Here is an 18,759-nt window from a genome sequence, read left to right as displayed (position 1 = left end):
TCGCCCCTGACCAGAGGCCGTGGTGCCCGGTCAGTGCGGCGACGCCCGCTGCCCGCGGCGCACCGCCGCGACCTGCCGGTACAGCTCGACGGCCTCCGTCCCGCGGCCGAGCTGCTCCAGGCAGTGCGCCTCGTCGTTGCGCGCGGCGAGGGCGTCGGGGTGGTCGGCGCCCAGGAGCCGCTCGCGGGCCGCGGCAACCGTGCGGTAGACGGTGAGGGCGTCGGCCCAGCGGCCGAGCCAGCCGAGGCCGACGGCGACCTCGCGGCGGCTGACGAGGGTGTCTGGGTGGTCGGGTCCCAGGACGCGTTCGCGGATCGCGCACACGTCGCGGGCTTCGGCGAGCGCGTCCTCCCAGCGGGCGAGGCGCCCCAGGTTGACGCCGAGGCCGTGGCGGGCGCGGAGCGTCTCGGGGTCGGTGGGGCCGCCCACCCTGGTCCGGTCCTCCACCAGGACGCGGTACAGCTCCAGGGCTTCCGCGCTGCGGCCCAGGCGGCCCAGGCTGATTCCGACCTCGTAGCGGGCGGCGAGCGTGTCGGGGTGGTCGGTGCCGAGCGACCTCGACCGGCCCCGGGCGACCTCCCGGTACGCCTGCAGGGCCTCCGTCCAGCGCCCCAGCCTGCCCAGTGTGTACGCCACCTCGTAGAGCGTGACCAGGGTGTCGGGGTGGTCGGTGCCGAGCAGTCGGCTGCGGGCCGACGCCACGTCCCTGGCCATCCGGTACGAGTCCTCCAGGCGGCCGAGCCTGCTGAGGTTGAAGGCGAGGTTGTGACGGCAGCGCAGGGTGTCGGGGTGGTCGGGGCCCATCGAGCGTTCCCGGGAGGCGAGAACCGCGGCGTACACCTGATGGGCCTCGAAGTGCCGGCCCAGCCGGCCCAGCACGAACGCCGTCTCCTGGCGGGCGGCCAGGGTCTCCGGGTGGTCGGGGCCCAGGCTGCGCTCGCGGCCCCGGGCGACGCGGTCGAACTCCCGCAGGGCGTCCGAGGCGCGTCCGGTGCGGCTGAGGGTGAAGCCGATCTCGTACCGGCTGGAAAGGGTGTCGGGGTGGTCGGGGCCGAGGGCGTGCTCGCGTTCGGCGGCGACCGCGCGGTGCACCTCGCCGGCCTCCTCCCAGTGGCCGAGCCGGCCCAGGTCGAGTCCCGCGCTGTGGCGGCTGGCAAGGACGGACAGCAGCTCCGGCGACGGGGTCGGGCGCTCGGCCCCGACCGGTGGCAGTTCGCCGGTGAGGCTGCGCATGTCGGTGCCGGTGGTCCATTCGCCGGTGAGACCGGCGGAGTGGTCCGGCGGGGCGAGCCCGGGGTGGGTACCGGTCGCCTTGTGCCCGGTGGTCATGCCACGGGTCCAGGCCGGCAGCTGCTGCCCGGGGCGTACGACGGGAACGGGCGGTGCGAGCGGTACCGGCCCGGTGGGCGGCAGGTGCGGCTGCTCGCCGGTGCGGCCGACGGCGATCTGCCGGCGCAGGTCGCCCGCGTCGACGGGCCGCTCCTCGGGGGTCTTGGAGAGCAGTTCCAGTACGACGCGGTCGAAGAAGCCCGGGAGCTCGGCCCGGTGGGTGCGCAGCGGCCGGGGCTGGGTGTCGCGGTGTCCGACGAGGACGGCCCAGGCGTCGTCGAGGTCGAACGGCGGTGCTCCGGTGGCGATCTCGTACAGCACGCAGCCCAGTGAGTAGAGGTCGCTGCGGTGGTCGACCTGGCCGCCGCTGATCTGCTCGGGCGACATGTAGTGCGGGGTGCCCATGGCGATGCCGGTGCCGGTGAGGCGGGAGCTGAAGCCGATGTCGTGGCCGAGCCTGGCGATGCCGAAGTCGCAGATCTTCACCGTGCCGTCGGAAAGCCGCATGATGTTGGCGGGCTTGAGGTCGCGGTGCACGATGCCCTGCTGGTGGGTGTAGCCGAGGGCGTCGGCGACCTGTTCGGCGATGTCGACCACGTCGGGCACCGGCAGCGGGTGCTGTTTGTTGTCCTCCAGGAGCTGGCTGAGATTGCGGCCGTCGAGGAGTTCCATGACCAGGTAGAGGACGCCTTCGTGCTCGCCGAAGTCGTGGACGACGGTGACGCCGCGGTGCTGGAGCGCGGCGGCGACCCGGGCCTCGCGGCGGAAGCGCTCACGCAGGACGCGGGTGAAGGACTGATCGTGCTGGGGCCCCATCGGCTTGAGGCATTTGACGGCGACATGACGGCCGAGCGACTCGTCGCGGGCGCGCCACACCTCACCCATGCCTCCGCGCCCGATCAGATCGAGCAGTCGGTACCGGCTCTGGATCAGCCTGGTGTCCGCCATCGCCTGCTGTCGCCCCCGTCGTTACGCCTGTTTCCGCACCCTCCCCGGCCCGTCCAGTATGGCGGCCCGGCTGCGCAGTTTGTACGGGGTGGGGCGGCTGCCGGGACCGAGCCGGGCCATCGCGTTCAGAATGTGACCGGGCGGGAGCTGCCAGCGGAGCCGGGCGGGGATGCAGCGCAGCGTGGTTCCCGCGGTGCGCAGGCGGCGGTCGACGGTGTGCGCCGGGGCGGCGGGTCTGCCGTAGAGCTCATGGGCGTACGGGGGCAGCGACTGGTAGGCGAGTGCCGCGACGCGCCGCCACAGCAGTGCCCGCGCCGGAACGAGCAGCGGGTGGACGGGGGGCCGGCGCAGGAAGTCGTCGACGTCCAGCGCGTCCGCGGACGCGGCGAGGCGGGGACGCACCCGCTCGAAGTAGGCGGCGAGCTGTGCGGTGGTGGCCGGTACGTCGGCGGGGTCGAGGCCCACGAGGCGGGCGCTGTGGCGGTGTTCGTCGATGTAGCGGTCGGCCTGGGCGTCGGTGAGCGGGAAGCCCGAGCGGCGTTCGACCTGGAGGTAGGAGTCGACCTCCGCGCAGTGCACCCAGAGCAGCAGTTCCGGCTCGTCGACCCCGTAGGTCTCCCCGGTCTCCGGGTCGGTGACCTTGATGAGCCGGTGGATCCTGCGGACCCGGGCACCGGCCTGCTCGGCGGCCTCGGTGGTGCCGTAGGTGATCGTGCCGACGAAGCCGGCCGTACGCATCAGCCGCCCCCAGGCGTCCTTGCGGAAGTCGGAGTTCTGCATCACGCCGCGTACGGCTCGCGGGTGCAGTGCCTGGAGGTAGAGCGCCCGCACTCCGGCGATCCACATCATGGGGTCGCCGTGCATCTGCCAGGTGACGGATTCGGGCCCGAAGAGCCCGGGGTCGGCGTCCACCATGCTGTTCGTACCTCCCGCTCGGCGACGTACGCACGCGAAGGATACGCGCGGGCGCCGACACCTCCCATGGTTCCCGCGGCGGGGCCGGGACGGTCCATTGCGGTGTACATGGGTTGCTCCTAGGGTGACCTCCATGGCCGATTCGAGCGGATTACGTCCTTCGGTGCCGCTCATGGGCGTCGAGGAGGAGCACTTTCTCGTCGATCCCCTCACCCGTGAAGTCGTGCCGTACGCGGGCGATGTGGTGCGGAAGGCCGCGGAGGACCTGGGTGATCTGGTGTCCCGGGAACTGGGCCGGTACCAGGTGGAGACGAGGACTCCGCCGTGCGGCTCCTTCGAAGAACTGCACGGGGAGCTACGGCGGTCGCGGACGGCCGTCGCAGCCGCTGCCGAGACCATGGGAGCCCGCACGGCAGCGGTCGGCGCGGTTCCGCTCGGCACCCCGATCCCGATGCCGGTCAGCGACGGGCCCCGCTGCGCGGAGCAGTTGCGGGACTACCGGGGTCTGGTCGACGAGCACGTCATCTGTGCGACCCATGTGCACGTGAGCGTCCCGGACCGGGAGCGCGCCGTGCTCGTGGGCAACCATCTGCGTCCCTGGCTTCCGCATCTGATCGCGCTGTCGGCCAACTCGCCGTTCTTCTGCGGGCGTGACACGGGGTACGCCAGCTGGCGCCGGATGATGTGGCAGCGGTGGCCGGTCTCCGGACCTCCGCCGTACTTCGCCTCCTACGACGAGTACGAGAATCTCCTCACGGCGCTGACCGACTCCAGAACCCTGCCGGACCGTCGCACGCTCTTCTGGGACGTCCGGCTCTCGTCCCGCTATCCGACCATCGAGGTGCGGGCGGCCGACGTCCCGGTGACGGCCGAGGAGAGCGCCCTGCTGGCCGTGCTGGTGCGGGCGCTGACCATCACCGCCCTGCGGGCCGTCGAGCGGGGCGACCCCGGCCCCGAACCGTCCGCCGAACTGCTGCGGGCGGCGTGCTGGCGAGCGGCGCGCGACGGGCTGCGCGGCGAGACCATGGATCCGCGCACGGGGCGGCTGTCACCGGCCGACGGCCAGGTCCCGTCCCTGCTGCGCCACATCGGCCCCGCTCTGGAGGAGACCGGCGACCGGGAGACCGCCGTCGCGCTGCTCCGCCGGCTGACGGCCGTCGGCACGGGCGCCGACCGGCAGCGCGCCGTCCACGCGCGCCGCGGTTCGCTCCTCGACGTCGTGGACGCGTTGGTGGCGCAGTCCCCGGCCGTCGGGTTGCGCCGCCCCCGGGCGGCCGGACCGGCGGCGCCGGCTTTCCGGACCGGCTCCGTGCGGTCGCCCGGATCAGGTGTGGGGGACGACGGCGACGGGGCAGCGCGCGTGATGGATGGCGGCATGGGTGACGGATCCCAGGTGTGATGCCGAGGCGGGGTGGTGCTTGCGCCGGCCGACAACCAGCAGCCCCGCGCCCTGGGCGGCGCCCACGACGGCCTTGGCGGGGCTTTCGAGAACGATGCCGTCGTCCACCTCCACGTGCGGGAACTTGTCCCGCCAGGGGCGGAGGATCTGATCGAGTTGCTTCCGCGCGTCCAGAGCGATTTCTTCCGCCACGTCGTGATCCACGCCCCAGGGCGTGTACGCGGCCACCGGCAGGCTCTGGCCGTGGACGGCCCGAAGAGGCACGCCTCGCGCCGCAGCGGTGGTGAAGGCGAATTCGAGGAGGTGGTCGCAGGGGCCGTGCAGTTTCAGTGCCACCACGACACCGCCTTCCACAGCCGGTGCGGGTGCGGGGTGCGGCCCCCGTCCGCCCGTCCCGTCGCGTACCAGCACCACCGGCCCGTCGGCCCGCGCCACGACGGGCATGCTGATGTCTCCGAGGAAGTAGCTCTCGACGGGCACGAGTCCGCGCGAACCGAGCACGGTCATCTCGGACTCCGCCGCCGCTCGCAGCAGCGCGTGCTGGGCGTCGTCGGCGACCAGGCTGCCGACGACGGGAAGGCCGGGGTGACGCTTCTGAAGCTCCGCCCGCGCCTTGTGCACGATCCGCCTCGCCCAGTAGTTCTGATCCATCTCCGCAGGGACATGGGCCGACTCCGGCACCAGCAGCGGCCACGCGTGCAGGAGGCGCAGCGTGAGCTTGCGCCGCTCGGCTTCGTCGGCGGCCCAACGAGCGGCGGCAAGGCTCTCGGGTGAGCCGTCGAGGCCCACGGTGACGACTGGCTCCATGGCGACTGTCTCCGTCTCGTGAGTCCCGTACGGCCTCGTGAAGGCCGGAACGACGGCGAGCGCGGCCGCCTGCCCGGCCTGTTGTCGTCCCTGACCGGACGGGGTGAGCGGCCGTCGATGGTGCGAGCATCCGCGCCGGCGAGCGGATCACGGCTTCTTCTCATTCGAGGAGTACCGCAAATCTCCTTCTGCCGCACGCCGACCCCGGTGCGGCAGAACCCGTGGGGCCGGGGATTCCCGCACGGCCCTGCCCCGATGCCTCACGGGCCGGTGGTACGGGAAGCCCGGACGTCGTCGGTGCGACGGGCGACGGGCGACGGGCCGAGCGGATCGGGACCGGTCGGCCGCGGGCGGCGCAGGTGGGCCGCCCCGGCTCGCCGGTGGACCGACGGGCCCGGTGCCGGCCCGCTCGGCCCTGCGGAATCACCGCTTCCCATCCCGTGCGACGGCACGTCACGCGTGGCACGTTGGGTACAGCAACGCGATGAGGAAACGGCGGCGATCATGCGAGCTCACCTCGGCGATCAGCTTGTTGTCGAAAGCCCGGCCACCGGTGCCGGCAGGCGCGACGGCGAGATCGTCGGCCTGCACCACGAGGACGGAACCCCTCCCTACGACGTGCACTGGTCGGACACCGGCCAGGTGACGCTCGTGTTCCCCGGGCCCGACGCCCATGTCCGCCACCTTGAGGACAAACCACTCCCGCCGGCCATGGCGGCCGGGGACGGTACCGAGTCCGCCGGGACCCGGCCCGACGGGGCACCCAACCCCGGCGACATCGGCCGGCGCTTGGCCATGGAACGCGAGCGACAGGGGCTCAGCCGCGCAGAAGCGGCCCACCGCGCCCACATGGCGCCGGACTACCTCGCCTACCTCGAACAACGACCGGCCGACCCGAGTCCGGCGAGTCTCATCAGCCTGGCCGACGTGCTCGGCACCACCGTGGAGGCCCTGCGCGGAGGCGGCATCGATCTGCCACCCGGCCGGGGCCGGGCGCCCCTGCATCCCCGGCTGGAGGACCTGGCCCCCGACGAATGCCGCGCCCGGCTCTCCACGCACGGCGTAGGACGCATCGCGGTGTCGGAACCCGACGGCCCGACGGTCTATCCGGTGAACTACGAGGTCATCGATGACACGATCGCTTTCCGGACCACGCCCGACTCGGCGCCCGTGAGAGCCGGGGGAACAGATGTCGCATTCGAGGTCGACCACGTGGACGAGGCCATGAGCCAGGGCTGGAGCGTGCTTGCCGTGGGCCCGGCCCGGATCGTCACGGAGCCCGACGTACTGCGGCGGCTTGCCGAGGGCGCCCACACCACGCCCTGGGCGGGGGGCGACCTCACGACGTGGGTGTCGATCCGGCCCACGCGCCTCACCGGGCGACGCATCGGTCCGGCCTGATCGGTGACCGACCGGCAGCGGACCGCCGCCGATCCGGTGGGCTTCCTCGGCCACGATCCGGTCCTGACCGCACCGTGGTCCCGGCAGCCCGCTCGGCGCTGACACTTGACTTCGGGGGTGGTCTCCTCCGTAACGTCGTCCCATGTCGGACGAGAAGAGCTCGGGCACGCCCGGAAAACTGCCGCGCTCGCTGTACGAGCGGGAGCTGTACCGGCTCCAGACCGAGCTGGTGAAGCTTCAGGAGTGGGTACGCGCCGAAGGCGCCCGGCTCGTCGTGGTGTTCGAGGGACGTGACGCGGCGGGCAAGGGCAGCACCATCAAGCGCGTCACCGAGCACCTCAATCCCCGAGTGGCACGTATCGTCGCGCTGCCGCGGCCCACCGAGCGCGAGCGCGGCCAGTGGTACTTCCAGCGCTATGCAGAGCACCTTCCGGCCGCGGGGGAAGTGGTCCTGTTCGACCGGAGCTGGTACAACCGCGCCGGCGTCGAGCGCGTCATGGATTTCTGCACCATGGAGGAGCACCAGCGGTTCCTTCGCCAGTGCCCGATCTTCGAGCGCATGCTGGTGGAGGACGGCATTCTGCTGCGCAAGTACTGGTTCTCGGTCAGTGACGCGGTGCAGCAGGAGCGGTTCCGGCGCCGGCTGCGGGATCCCACGCGCCGGTGGAAGCTCTCGCCGATGGACCTGGAGTCGATCACCCGCTGGGAGGCCTATTCGCGGGCGAAGGACGACATGTTCATCCATACCGATATCTCGGAGGCTCCGTGGTACGTCGTCGAGAGCGACGACAAGCGCCGGGCCCGGCTGAACATGATCGCCCATCTCCTGTCGACCGTGCCGTACGAGACGGTCGCTCCGCCGGTGATCGAACTGCCCCCGCGGCCTCCGGCCACCGGGTACCAACGGCCGCCGAGAAGCCTGCAGACATACGTGCCCGACCACGCCTCACGGCTCGGGAAGTGAGACGAGGCGGGGCTGGCACGATCGGGCCGCGAGAGGTACGACGGCCACCGGGCCGGTCCGGCCGGACCGGAACGTCCGGCCCTCGTCGTGGTCCGGCTGGACCGCACGCACGGCGTGCTCCTCGGCAACGGCAGGACGGGCGTCGAATGTGCTCGTCGCCGCCCCGGCGTCCGGTTGGCCCATGAGGCGCGTCGGGCGATAGTGGAGGGACCGGACGGGCCCGCGGCAGGGGCCCGGCCCATGGCCGCGTACCGACTGCCCGGCGATGCTGACACCGGAGACCACAGAGGAGGCCGCCGATGAACGCTTCTCCGACTCGCATCACGGCAGCTCTGCCCGCCGAGTACCGCGCCCGTCTGATGGGGATCGGGCAGGAGGTCAATTTCGCCCAGGGAACCCGTCTCTTCCAGGAAGGGGATCACGCGGACCGCTTCTGGATCCTGCGCTCGGGCACCGTCACCCTGGACATCCACGTGCCGGGCAGTGTCCCGGCCGCGATCGAGAGCCTGGGTTCCGGCGAACTGGTCGGCTGGGCCTGGTTGTTCAAGCCCTACATCTGGCACCTCGGGGCAGAGGCGATGACGCCTGTCCGTACCCATGAGTTCGACGCGGAGACGGTGCGCACCATGATGGACGCGGATCCCCCCTTCGGTTCGGCCATCGGCCATTGGGTCGGTGAGGTCCTCGCCCACCGGTTGCAGGCCACCCGGATCCGTCTGCTCGATCTCTACGCCCCTCATGGCAGCGGTGGGTTCATGTGAGTGCGCCGTCGTGCCACCACCCAGGAGTCACGCCCGAGGAGCACCCATGGCCGCGTCCCCGTACACCGTCGATGACGTCATGACCCACACGGCCGTGGCCATCGGTCGCGAGGCCTCGTACAAGGAGATCGTCGAGCTGATGCATCGGTGGAGGGTCAGCGCCGTGCCGGTCCTCGAGGGCGAGGGCCGCGTCGTCGGGGTCGTCTCGGAGGCGGACCTGCTGCCGAAAGAGGAGTTCCGGCAGGACGACCCGAAGCTGCCCGGCCAGTTGGAGGAGGCGTCCAAAGCCGACGCCGTACTGGCCGAGGAGCTGATGTCGAGTCCGGCCGTCACCGTCCACGCCGACGCCACCCTTGCCGAGGCCGCCCGCATCATGGTGCGCAAGCGAGTGAAACGACTGCCCGTCGTGAACGATCTCGGCATGCTGGAGGGCGTGGTGAGCCGAAGCGACCTCCTGAAGGTGTTCCTGCGCCCGGACGAGGAGATCGGCGAGGAGATCCAATCCGCTGTCATCGCCGAAATGTCTCCTCCGGACCAGGTGGAATTCACTGTGCTGGACGGTGTCGTCACCGTTCGAGGGCCCGTCCGGGACCGTGCTCTGGTACCACTGCTGGCTCGGGCCATTCGCGCGGTCGAAGGCGTCGTGGACGTACGCATGGAGCTTGACTGAAGCACCCCGGAGGCCGGAGGGCCGGCTTGCCCCCGCCGAGCATGTCGCGGCGGGTCAGCCGGGCACGAGCACGGCGGCGCCGCTGACCCGGTCGGCGGCCAGGTCCCTCAGCGCCCGGTCGGCACGGCTCAGCGGATACGGGCTGACGGTGACCCGTATGCCGATCCGCGCGGCCGTGTCCAGGAAGTCGCGTCCGTCCTGCCGGGTGTTGGAGGTGACGCTGCGCAGATTCCGCTCCTCGAAGAGGTGGCGGTGGTAATCGAGCACGGGGATGTCGGTGAGATGGATGCCCGCGACGGCGAGCGTTCCCGAACGGTCCAGTGCCTCCAGTGCCACGGGCACCAGATCACCTACCGGTGCGAACAGGATCGCGGAATCCAGTGGTTCGGGCGGGCGGTCGTAGGCGCCGCTCACCGAGGAGGCGCCCAGGTCGAGGGCGAGTTCGCGGGCGCGTGCCGAACGGGTCAGCACGTGCACGGTCGCTCCTTCGGCCAGGGCGACCTGCGCCGCCAGATGTGCCGAGGCCCCGAAGCCGTAGATCCCGAGCCGGCCGCCGGGCGGCAGGGCGCTGCGGCGCAGAGCCCGGTAGCCGATGATCCCGGCACACAACAGCGGCGCCAGCAGCGCGGCGTCCTGGTCGTCCGGGAGCCGGTAGGCGTAGTCCGCCGGAACGAGGGCGACATCGGCGAAACCGCCGTCCGCGTCCCAGCCGGTGTAGAGGGAGGCCGGGCAGAGGTTCTCGCGACCGGCCCGGCAGTAGCGGCAGTGGCCGCAGGTGCTGCGCAGCCATGCCCCACCGGCTCGGTCGCCGACCCGGAACCCCGTGACGGACGCGCCGACGGCGGTCACGCGGCCGACGATCTCATGGCCGGGAACGGTCGACGCCCGGTGCGGGCGCAGGTCTCCTTCGGCAAGATGCAGGTCCGTGCGGCAGACCCCGCACGCCTCCACGCTCAGCCACAGCTCACCGGGCCCCGGTGAGGGCACGGCACGCCGCACGGGCACCAGTGGGCCGCCCGCGATCGGACCAGGACTCTGAACAGCCCACCCGGTCAGCGCGTGCGAAGCCGGTGTCCCGACCATGTTCCCAGCCTGGCGCCGGCCGACGGGCCCCGCAAACGCAGGCCGGACAAGCCGACTCGGCAGGACTGCGCCGCCATGGTGCCGATGTGGTCGTCACAGGCCCCGGCGAGCTGCTGCCCCCGGAGAGGACGGAGGTCAGAGCCCGGAAGGGTCGGCCCGGCCGTGCTCCGGGCTGCTGAGGGTCGAACCGTGACCGGTGCGAGCCCCGTCCCCCGCTGCTGCTGCCTCCGGAGCGGTTCCCGGGTGCCGAGGTGCCGAGGTGCCGCTCACGGAGTCGGCAGACAGGGGCTGCGCATTGCGGCACCGGCGCTCGACGGGCGCCTCTGAATCAAGTGATCCCTTTGATCAAGCGGTCAAGGATTGGGAACGAGGACGACCGGGCAGTGCGCGTGGTGCAGGACAGCATGCGTCACGCGGCCGAGCGGCGAGCCGACGGGGTGGGAACGCCGACGCGATCCGATGACGATCAGGTCGGCGTCGGCGGTCGCTGCCACGAGCACCTCGGGGACGGACCCGGCACGAACGACGTGTTCGGTCACCGTGAGGTCCGGGAAGTCCTTGCGCACGGGCGCGACGAGCCGCGCCGTCGCGGTCGCCCGATCCGCGGCGAGCCGGTCCACACCGTCGAACATCGTCGCCATGCTGCCGACGTTCTCTAGCAGGACCCATGTGCTGAGCACCCGGAGCGAGACACCTTCCCGGGCGGCCAGAGCGGCGGCGACGCACAGCGTTTCCTCGTCACGCTCGTCCCGGACCGCTGCCAACACGACACCTGCCGGTTCACGGTCCTCACCGCCGGGCACGACGACGACCGGGACCTGGGAGCGCGCGGCCACCCGGAGCGAGTCCGAACCGACCAGCAGGAACGTGAATCCGCCGCGTCCACGGGAGCCCACGACGATCGTGGCATCGGAACCGGCTTCGCCGAGCAGGCACGCTGTCGTCTCGTTCTCGCACACGGCCGTCGTCACGGGGACGCCGGGAGCAAGTCGGCGTACGAGTGCGGCAGCCTCTTCCAGCACACCTTCCGCCAAGCCGTCGATCCGCTGGATGTCCTCCCGGGAGAGATACAGACCACCGTGGCTCGTCCCGGTGGCGTACACGATCCGCAGCGGCCGACTGCGAGCGGCAGCCTCGCCCGCGGCCCACCGAACGGCCCGCGTCGCATGGTCGGAACCATCGGTGCCGACCACGACCGGTCCCGTCACGGTCACGCTTGATCGAGTGCTGTCCATGGTCTCTCCTCGAAGTCACGAGTGTCGATCCGCCGCCGTTTTCGTAGCCGCTCGGGCGGCTCGGCCTCCACCTCGTCCCGCTCCGTCTCTCCCCCCTGCCCCTGATGCGCTGTTGCCTCATCCAAGCGTGGTCCGGTTCGCTACCGTGGCGCCAGCCAACCCCATGCCTGCGGGCAGGAGCGGACGCCACCGTCCTGCGTGCGCCGTGCGCCGTGCGGCCCGCGGCAAGGGCTGAGCGGGTCGCGGAACCAGGCCGGTCGGCGCAAGCGCCGTCCGCCCCGGGCGGCACGCGATGGAGTGGACGGGGAGCAGCGGAACAGCGGCGGGCCCGATGGCTGGACCGGATTCCCATGATGGACGCGTGGGCATGACGCTCCGCACCACCCGGCACGGCCGAGCGCTCCTACGGAAGCACGCCTATCGTTCAGAGCGGGCGTGCGGGTACACACCGCCCGCCGGGAACGGAGGTTCCGTGTCAACGGCCAGAAGTCTGCTCGACGTGATCCCGCCCGGGAGCCGGGCCCGCCTGCTCGACGAGGCGGCCTGCGAAGTGCCGCTGGTCCTCGGCTCACGGCTCTTCGAGGAAGGCAGAAGGGCCGACCGCTTCTGGGTCATCCGCTCGGGTCGGGTCGAGGTCGACCTCCATGTGCCCGGCCGCCGTGCGGCGGTCGTCGAGACACTGGGACGGGATGATCTGCTGGGCTGGTCCTGGCTCTTCCCGCCGCACGTGTGGCACCTGGGTGCGCGTGTGATCCAGGCGGGGCAGGCAGTGGAATTCGATGCCGCTGCCGTCCGCTCGCTGTGCGAGGCCGATGCGGCGCTGGGCCGGGCGGTGTACAGGTTCGTCGCCGAGACGGTCGCGGAGCGCCTGTACGGAACACGGACACGGCTGCTGCAGCTGTACGGTCCCCGGGCCGACACTCCCGAGGCCTGAGCGGACCGGGAAACGGACCGTTCGGCCCGGTACCGGTGTCGTCCGCCGGGGAAGGCCGACCGTCCTGTGACCAGGACTGCTAGTTGGCATTGGTACTCCAGCCGGACTTCGGTGTGTGTCCTGGTCGACGGCTTGGGTGCGGGGATTGTAGCGGGGTGGTCTCGAGTGCGGGGCGGGTTCGCCCGGCCTGTCCCGCGAAGGAGTGACCGCGCCGGGTGTAGTGACAGCGGCGGAGAACAGCAAAAGCAACAGTGCTTATATAAGCGCTGTTACGATGCGTTGCATGGCCGACACCCACGCGCTCGACCCGACGCAACAGAGCCTCTGGCGACCCCTGCGTCTGCTGCAGGCGTCCATGGACGCCGACATTGCCCGTATCTACTCCGAGCAACAGATCGACGGGCTCAAGCCCAGCTTTGTCATGGAGTTGCTCCGGCTTCACGCCTGCGGACCCATGACTATCGCGGATCTGGCCGAGTCGGTTCAGCTCACACATTCGGCACTCAGCCAGAAGGTCGCGGCGATGCGCACGGCCGGCTGGGTTCAGACCGCCGTGGGCGACGACGCACGCACCAGGAAGGTGACGCTCACCGACAAAGCCCGCCGCGTCGTGGATCGCCTGGCGGCGGAATGGCGGGCCACCGAGGCTGCCATCGCTGACCTGGAAGCCGAGATTCCGTACCCGCTCTCCCAGGTCGTCACCGATCTCGAGCGGGCTCTGGAGCGCAAGAGCTTCCACGACCGAATCGCCGAGAAGCTGTCGGAGGATCCCTCATGGGGCTGAAACGCACGCTGATCGATGTGACTCCGTTACGGTCGTCACCACCGTTCCGGCGGTTGTGGATCGGGCAGACACTGTCCGGTTTCGGCAGCCAGATGACGCTCGTCGCCGTCATGTTCCAGGTCTGGCAGATGACGAAGAGCCCCACGTGGACGGGTGCCGTCGGGCTGGCACAGGCGGTTCCGCTCATCGCGCTCGGACTCTTCGCCGGATCGCTCGTCGACCGGGTGGACCGCCGGAAGTTCTACCTGCTCACGACCAGCGGACAAGCCGTGTGTTCGCTCCTCCTCGCGCTTCAGGGCCTCCTCGGGCACGTTCCTGCCGCCGGCGTGCTGGGGCTCGTCGCACTTCAGTCATGCTTCGTCGCAGGCGGCGGCCCGGCCTCACGCACCTTCATTCCGCACCTTCTCCCCAAGCATCAACTGGCTGCAGGACTGGCGTTGAAACGAGTCGCCTTCCAGGGCGCCATGCTGCTCGGTCCCGCGCTCGGCGGATTGATCGTGGGCGGGCTGGGAGTCGGCGCCTGCTACCTGATCGACGCATTGACGTTCGTCGCCGCGTTCTACGGTGCCTTCGGCTTGCCGCAGATGAATCCCGGAGACGAGCCTGCACGGCCCGGCCTGCGGGGGGTGTTGGACGGCCTGGCCTTCTTGGGCCGCACCCCCGTCATTCGCGGGGCTCTGCTCACAGACCTGGCCACCACCGTGTTGTCGATGCCCATCAGCCTGTTTCCCTTGATCAACGCCGAACGGTTCGGCGGCAACCCACGCACCCTCGGACTGTTCCTCACGGCCATCGCTGTCGGCGGCGTTGCAGCATCACTCTTCTCCGGAACCTTCACTCGGTTCCCCCGCCCCGGCCTGGTGATGCTTTGCGGTTCCGCCACCTGGGGCGCAGCATTGACGCTGTTCGGCATGGCACCCAACCGATGGGTCGGTTTGGCCTTCCTCGTCATAGCCGGCGCCGCGGACACCGTCTCCGTCGTCTCCCGGAGCACCGTCGTCCAGATGCACACGCCTCACGAGCTGCTTGGCCGCGTCAGTGCAGCTGAACAGATCGTCGGGCAAGCCGGGCCCGACATCGGCAATATGCGCGGCGGCCTCGTGGCAGATGCCTCCTCAGGAGCAACAGCACTCATCAGCGGTGGCCTCCTCTGTCTCGGGGCCGTGGCCGTGGTGGGCGCCACGACGGCAGACCTGCGCAGTTCCTCCGCGCCCTCCTCTTCTGGCCAGACAAGCTCTGCCAGCCCATGAGCCTGCTCCTGCTGGGAGCAGCCCTTCGGCATCCCGACTGAGCAGCGGAGGGAACGCGCGGGAACTCACCTCCCGCGCCGGCGCGCTGAACCCCGCCAGTCCTGGAACGCTGGGTGCGCGGCTGCGCCTCCGGCGGCGCTTGGATCTCTACGCCGCGCGCATCAGCACCGCGTTTGATCGGGGCCTCCCTCTGACTGTCTCGATGGCTGAAGTCGTCGCGGACGAATCACGTACGAACGGCGCCAACTCGACGAAGGATCAAAAGTGATATAACGTCCACCTTTCGCCTTCATCGCGGGCCCTACGCACCCTTGCGTATCACTATGTGCAGTTTGCGCAGTGCCAACTATCCATCTTTCGTGCCAACTAGAAATCCGCGTCACCCGTCCTCACCGCCGTACGCGCGGCATCCCCAGGCCGATCCAGGAGATGATCTCCCGCTGGATCTCGTTGTTGCCGCCGCCGAAGGTGAAGATGACGGCGGAGCGGTACCCGCGTTCCAGTTCGCCGTGGAGCACGGCGCCCGCCGAGCCTTCCTTGAGCGGTCCCGCCGAGCCGACGACCTCCATCAGCCAGGCATAGGCGTCGCGCCGTGCCTCGGAGCCGTAGACCTTGACGGCGGAGGCGTCCTGCGGGGTGAGGGTTCCGTTCTGGACCGCGGAGACCATCTGCCAGTTGAGGAGCTTCATGGCGTCGAGCCTGGTGTGGGTGCGGGCCAGCAGGGCGCGGACCCAGCCGAGGTCGATCACGCGGCGGCCGTCGGCGAGCCGGGTGTCCGATGCCCAGCGCTGGACGTTGTGGAGGGCGCGGATCGCCATGGTGCCGTGGGCGGCGAGGGTGACGCGCTCGTGGTTGAGCTGGTTGGTGATGAGCCGCCACCCCTTGTTCTCCTCGCCGACGCGGCGGGAGACGGGGACGCGGATGTTCTCGTAGTAGCTGGCGGTGGTGTCGTGCGAGGCGAGGGTGTTGATCAGGGTGCAGGAGTAGCCGGGGTCCGTGGTCGGGACGAGCAGCATGGTGATGCCCTTGTGCGGCGCCGCGTCCGGGTCGGTGCGGACGGCGAGCCAGACCCAGTCCGCGGTGTCGCCGTTGGTCGTCCAGATCTTCTGCCCGTCGACCGTGTAGTGGCCGGTGGCCTCGTCGCCCTCGCGCACGGCCCGGGTCTTGAGGGCGGCGAGGTCGGTGCCCGCGTCGGGTTCGCTGTATCCGATCGCGAAGTCGATCTCGCCCGCGAGGATCTTCGGCAGGAAGTACGCCTTCTGCTCGTCGGTGCCGTACCGCATGATCGTCGGGCCGACGGTGTTGAGGGCCATCAGCGGCAGCGGGACGCCCGCCTGTGCGGCCTCGTCGAAGAAGATGAACTGTTCCATCGGGGACAGTCCGCGTCCGCCGTACTCCGTCGGCCAGCCGACGCCGAGCCAGCCGTCGGTGCCGAGGCGGCGGATCGTCTCCCGGTAGAAGGTCTTCTGGGCCGCCGGGGCGGCGTAGCGTGCGTATGCGTCGTCGGGGACCAGCCCGGCGAAGTAGCTGCGCAGCTCGGCGCGCAACTGCTGCTGTTCAGGCGTGTATTCGAGGTGCACGGCCCCTCCGGGAGTCTCGCGGTCGCGTCGTCCGTGTGCGGCGGCGCACACAGTAGAACGTGTTGCAAGAATCCGGAAGGGCCGGGACGGTTCCGGCAGGGTCGGCGCCCGACGGCGGGGGTCAGCGTTTGACGGCTCGCAGCACGACGAACTTCGGGTCACCGGCGACCGTGACGCAGTTGCCGAAGATGCGACGGAGCCGGGTGTGGTAGCCGAGGTGCCGGTTGCCGACGACCCACAGTTCGCCGCCGGGCCGCAGTGCGGTGCGGGCCCCGTGGAACATGGTGCGGGCCGTCGCGTCGGTGGTGGCCTGGTGGGAGTGGAACGGCGGGTTGTTGAGGACCAGGTCCACACTGGCGGGCGGCAGTTGCGCCGGCCCGTCGCCGACCAGGAACTCGGCCTTGGCGTCCGGGCCGGTGTTGGCCCGGAAGGTCTCCTCCGCGGAGGCGACCGCCTGGTACGACTCGTCGATGAAGGTGACCGCCGACTCGGGGTTGGCGAGCGCCGCGGCCAGCCCGACGACGCCGTTCCCGCAGCCGAGGTCGACGACCCGGTCGGGGCCGCTGCGCGCGGGGAGATGACCGAGGAAGAACCGGGTGCCGATGTCGAGGCGCTCGGCGCAGAAGATCCCGGCGTGGTTGGTGACGGTCCGGCCGGAGACCGGGCCGAGCCCCTCGGGCAGGTCGTAGTGGTACGGCCAGGGGCTGGGCGTACGGGCCGTTCCCGGGCCCGGAGTGCTGAAGATGAGCCGGGCCTTCTTGACGGCCAGGGAGGTACGGGTCGGACCGATGATCCGCTCGAAGAGCTTGAGGGTGGAGGTGTGGATCTCCTTGACCATCCCGGTGCCGATCACCACGGTGCCCGGGTGGACGGCCGGCGCGAGCCGGTGCAGCTGGTCCTCCAGGAGCGCGAGGCTCTTCGGAACACGTACCAGCAGGACGTCGATGCGGTCCGGCGGCGCGTCCCTGGCCGACAGCAGGCGTACCGCGTCCGCGGCCACCCCGTTGCGGTCCAGATTCGCCAGGGTCGCGCGCTGCGCCAGGTAGGAGTCGGTGATCTGTACGGGCCGGTGCCCGGCGAGTACGGTGCTCAGCGCGCCCCAGCGGTCGCCCACCACGACCACGGCGCCCGACAGATCGACCGGATCCGTCCCGTCGGCCCCTTCCAGTCGCCGCAGCAGGTACTCATCGGCAGCGTCCCAGGCGCGGAACGGGTCGCGCGGGTCCTCGGGGTAGCGGGCGAGCTCGAACCCGGCCCCTGACGTCGTCAAACGGTTCATTGTGCACCCAGGCTAGCCGAGCCGCGGGGAGCGCCCACACACTCCCCGCGCGCCGGCCACCGGGCCACCGGACCGCCGTGTCCCGCTACGGCAACGCCTTGTCGATCGCCGACCGGCCCTCCCGGGCGAGCCTGCGCTCCGCCCACTGAAGATTCTTCGGAGTCAGGTCCCGCCCGGAGGCGAGCACCAGGTCCTCTGCCGACGGATTGTCGCTGCCGCCGGTGTGCAAGAGGCTGTCGGGAGTCACTCCCCGAGATGCGAATACGGATTCGGGCTCGTCGCTCATGCCGCCTCCTCGTCCTTTCGGTCATTCTCGCCCCGCGCCAGGTCCGCCGCATCCGAGGCCCCACGATCCGCTCCCGGCGTCGCAGCCGAGCCATCACTTGACCTGCACATGATAGGTACGCACTGTTCACACCATGGTCACGGTGCGTGTGGAAGGCTCCCGGCTACCACGTACCACACGATCGCCGCGGCGCCGCCCCCCACCTTGTGACGGTGTCGTGGCGCACGCATTTCCGGAGAGGACACCCCACATGTCCCGTCGTCACCTTCGTTACCGGCGCCCGCTGCTGGCGACCCTTGCCGCCTTCGCGGTGCTCGGCGGCACCGCCGCCGCCGCACCGGCCGCCACGCCCGAGGCCACGCACACCACCGCGACACCGCTGCGGGTACTCGACGACACGTACTACCAGGACGCGCTCGGCAAGACCGGGACCCAGCTGAAGAGCGCCCTGCACGAGATCATCAGCAACCAGACCAAGCTCTCCTACAGCCAGGTCTGGGACGCCCTCAAGGACACCGACGAGGACCCCGCCAACAGCTCGAACGTGATCCTCCTCTACACCGGACGTTCCCAGTCCAAGAACTCCAACGGCGGCGCGGTCGGGGACTGGAACCGCGAGCACGTCTGGGCCAAGTCCCACGGCGACTTCGGCACCGCCACCGGCCCCGGCACCGACATCCACCACCTGCGCCCGGAGGATGTCACCGTCAATTCGATCCGCGGCAACAAGGACTTCGACAACGGCGGCAGCGCGGTCAGCGGCGCACCGGGCAACTACACCGACAGTGACTCCTTCGAGCCGCGAGACGCGGTCAAGGGCGATGTGGCCCGCATGCTCCTCTACATGGCGGTGCGCTACGAGGGCGACGACTCGTTCCCCGACCTGGAACCCAACGAAAAGGTGTCCAACGGCTCCGCCCCGAACATCGGCCGCCTGTCGGTACTGAAGACGTGGAGCCAGGAGGACCCGCCGGACACCTTCGAGAAGCGGCGCAACGACGTCATATTCGACCAGTACCAGCACAACCGGAACCCGTTCATCGATCACCCCGAGTGGGTCGAGTCCATCTGGTAGACCCGAGCGCCCCGGACGACCGGCGGACATCCGCCGGACCCGTTGCCGCCCCCGTCACG

At 70.6% G+C, this 18,759-nt stretch carries 17 protein-coding genes; 9 read left to right on the top strand and 8 right to left on the bottom strand.

The features are described 5' to 3' along the window. Positions 1-30: 30 nt before the first annotated feature. Complete coding sequence (locus OG520_RS37145) at positions 31-2,277, bottom strand: tetratricopeptide repeat protein (protein WP_406016046.1); 2,247 nt, start codon at positions 2,275-2,277, stop codon at positions 31-33. A 21-nt stretch (positions 2,278-2,298) separates the two neighbouring features. Further along, a complete protein-coding gene (locus OG520_RS37140; RefSeq protein WP_406016045.1) occupies positions 2,299-3,192 on the bottom strand; it encodes an oxygenase MpaB family protein in 894 nt (297 codons plus the stop codon). 133 nt (positions 3,193-3,325) lie between these two features. On the opposite strand from OG520_RS37140, the gene OG520_RS37135 reads away from it, so the two are divergent. After that, positions 3,326-4,591 carry a glutamate--cysteine ligase gene (locus OG520_RS37135; RefSeq protein WP_406016044.1) on the top strand — a complete coding sequence of 422 codons (1,266 nt, stop codon included), beginning with the start codon at positions 3,326-3,328 and terminating at the stop codon, positions 4,589-4,591. On the opposite strand, the gene OG520_RS37130 is transcribed toward OG520_RS37135, so the two are convergent. Continuing rightward, on the bottom strand, positions 4,517-5,398 hold the full coding sequence (locus OG520_RS37130) for a universal stress protein (protein ID WP_406016043.1): 882 nt from the start codon (positions 5,396-5,398) through the stop codon (positions 4,517-4,519). The two genes, OG520_RS37135 and OG520_RS37130, sit on opposite strands and share 75 nt — an antisense overlap. A gap of 504 nt (positions 5,399-5,902) precedes the next feature. Here OG520_RS37130 and OG520_RS37125 point away from each other — a divergent pair. The 4 genes from OG520_RS37125 (at position 5,903) to OG520_RS37110 (ending at position 9,194) form a co-directional block, all read left to right on the top strand. After that, positions 5,903-6,799: a pyridoxamine 5'-phosphate oxidase family protein gene (locus OG520_RS37125; RefSeq protein WP_406016042.1), complete on the top strand. Its 897-nt coding sequence runs from the start codon at positions 5,903-5,905 to the stop codon at positions 6,797-6,799. A gap of 142 nt (positions 6,800-6,941) precedes the next feature. Further along, on the top strand, positions 6,942-7,763 hold the full coding sequence (ppk2, locus tag OG520_RS37120) for a polyphosphate kinase 2 (RefSeq protein WP_406016041.1): 822 nt from the start codon (positions 6,942-6,944) through the stop codon (positions 7,761-7,763). A 299-nt stretch (positions 7,764-8,062) separates the two neighbouring features. After that, positions 8,063-8,524, top strand: a complete 462-nt coding sequence (locus OG520_RS37115) for a Crp/Fnr family transcriptional regulator (protein ID WP_406016040.1) — start codon at positions 8,063-8,065, stop codon at positions 8,522-8,524. A gap of 46 nt (positions 8,525-8,570) precedes the next feature. Beyond that, positions 8,571-9,194: a CBS domain-containing protein gene (locus OG520_RS37110; RefSeq protein ID WP_399331553.1), complete on the top strand. Its 624-nt coding sequence runs from the start codon at positions 8,571-8,573 to the stop codon at positions 9,192-9,194. Between the two features lie 54 nt (positions 9,195-9,248). On the opposite strand, the gene OG520_RS37105 is transcribed toward OG520_RS37110, so the two are convergent. Together OG520_RS37105 and OG520_RS37100 are read right to left on the bottom strand one after the other, a co-directional pair. Further along, the gene (locus OG520_RS37105) at positions 9,249-10,277 is read right to left on the bottom strand and encodes a zinc-binding alcohol dehydrogenase family protein (RefSeq protein ID WP_406016039.1); all 1,029 of its coding nucleotides are present in this window, start codon (positions 10,275-10,277) and stop codon (positions 9,249-9,251) included. Positions 10,278-10,630: 353 nt separating this feature from the next. After that, entirely contained in the window at positions 10,631-11,512 is an 882-nt protein-coding gene (locus OG520_RS37100) for a universal stress protein (RefSeq protein WP_406016038.1), read from the bottom strand. A 472-nt stretch (positions 11,513-11,984) separates the two neighbouring features. Here OG520_RS37100 and OG520_RS37095 point away from each other — a divergent pair, with 472 nt between their 5' ends. The 3 genes from OG520_RS37095 (at position 11,985) to OG520_RS37085 (ending at position 14,480) form a co-directional block, all read left to right on the top strand. Further along, entirely contained in the window at positions 11,985-12,446 is a 462-nt protein-coding gene (locus OG520_RS37095; protein WP_399331546.1) for a cyclic nucleotide-binding domain-containing protein, read from the top strand. A gap of 283 nt (positions 12,447-12,729) precedes the next feature. Beyond that, the gene (locus OG520_RS37090; RefSeq protein ID WP_406016037.1) at positions 12,730-13,230 is read left to right on the top strand and encodes a MarR family winged helix-turn-helix transcriptional regulator; all 501 of its coding nucleotides are present in this window, start codon (positions 12,730-12,732) and stop codon (positions 13,228-13,230) included. Continuing rightward, positions 13,221-14,480 (top strand): MFS transporter, encoded by a 1,260-nt coding sequence (locus OG520_RS37085; protein ID WP_399331516.1) that lies wholly within the window; start codon positions 13,221-13,223, stop codon positions 14,478-14,480. Before OG520_RS37090 ends, OG520_RS37085 begins: the two co-directional genes overlap by 10 nt. Positions 14,481-14,869: 389 nt before the next feature. Here OG520_RS37085 and OG520_RS37080 read toward each other — a convergent pair whose 3' ends face one another. From OG520_RS37080 to OG520_RS37070, 3 genes are all read right to left on the bottom strand, one after another. After that, positions 14,870-16,060, bottom strand: a complete 1,191-nt coding sequence (locus OG520_RS37080) for an acyl-CoA dehydrogenase family protein (protein ID WP_406016036.1) — start codon at positions 16,058-16,060, stop codon at positions 14,870-14,872. A gap of 121 nt (positions 16,061-16,181) precedes the next feature. Continuing rightward, on the bottom strand, positions 16,182-17,339 hold the full coding sequence (locus tag OG520_RS37075) for a methyltransferase (RefSeq protein ID WP_406016035.1): 1,158 nt from the start codon (positions 17,337-17,339) through the stop codon (positions 16,182-16,184). A gap of 85 nt (positions 17,340-17,424) precedes the next feature. After that, on the bottom strand, positions 17,425-17,625 hold the full coding sequence (locus tag OG520_RS37070; RefSeq protein ID WP_266423914.1) for a hypothetical protein: 201 nt from the start codon (positions 17,623-17,625) through the stop codon (positions 17,425-17,427). Between the two features lie 250 nt (positions 17,626-17,875). Here OG520_RS37070 and OG520_RS37065 point away from each other — a divergent pair, with 250 nt between their 5' ends. Further along, positions 17,876-18,700: an endonuclease I family protein gene (locus OG520_RS37065; protein WP_406016034.1), complete on the top strand. Its 825-nt coding sequence runs from the start codon at positions 17,876-17,878 to the stop codon at positions 18,698-18,700. The last annotated feature ends 59 nt before the right edge of the window (positions 18,701-18,759 follow it).

Source organism: Streptomyces sp. NBC_00984 (assembly GCF_045162475.1).
Lineage (GTDB): Bacteria > Actinomycetota > Actinomycetes > Streptomycetales > Streptomycetaceae > Streptomyces.
The sequence above is the reverse complement of the archived record's forward strand: the minus strand, read 5'-3'. Positions and strand labels throughout refer to the sequence as shown.